This window comes from Verticiella alkaliphila (genome assembly GCF_018904615.1).
Lineage (GTDB): Bacteria > Pseudomonadota > Gammaproteobacteria > Burkholderiales > Burkholderiaceae_B > Verticiella > Verticiella alkaliphila.
In genome coordinates this window covers 1-362 of record NZ_JADCNH010000115.1, presented here as the reverse complement: position 1 = coordinate 362, position 362 = coordinate 1, and the positions used below count along the sequence as shown (strand labels likewise).

At 69.6% G+C, this 362-nt stretch carries 1 protein-coding gene; it reads right to left on the bottom strand.

Features of this window, described 5'->3' with window-relative positions; translation table 11 throughout:
- Positions 1-166 precede the first annotated feature (166 nt).
- The coding region (locus tag IMZ29_RS22470) for a hypothetical protein (protein ID WP_216188483.1) at positions 167-362 on the bottom strand (196 nt) is incomplete at its 5' end.

Sequence of the window (362 nt, the reverse complement as noted above, 5' to 3'; positions counted from 1 at the left end):
GCCCGGCGCAGGCGGCAGCCCTGATCGTGGAACGCGCCCGCGCCCAGGGCGTCACCGTGTCGGAAGACGCGTTGCGCCAGCATTTCGCGCAGCAAGAGGTGTTGGACGACGACACGCTCGCCAGCGTGTCTGGCGCCGGTCTGCACAAGCAGGGCTTCTCCTGATCTCAGCCGCGCGGCAGCGGCAGCAATGCACACGGGATGCGCTCGGGCGCGAGCAGCCGTGCCTGCAGATAGACCCAGCCTGCCGCGCCCTTGAAGAGCGAGGCATCGCCAGTGGTCACGTCCAGTTCGGTGTGCCACAAGCGGGGTCGGGCGAGACCGTGCGTCTGCCAATGCGTGAGGCAGCGCTCGGCGCTGTCG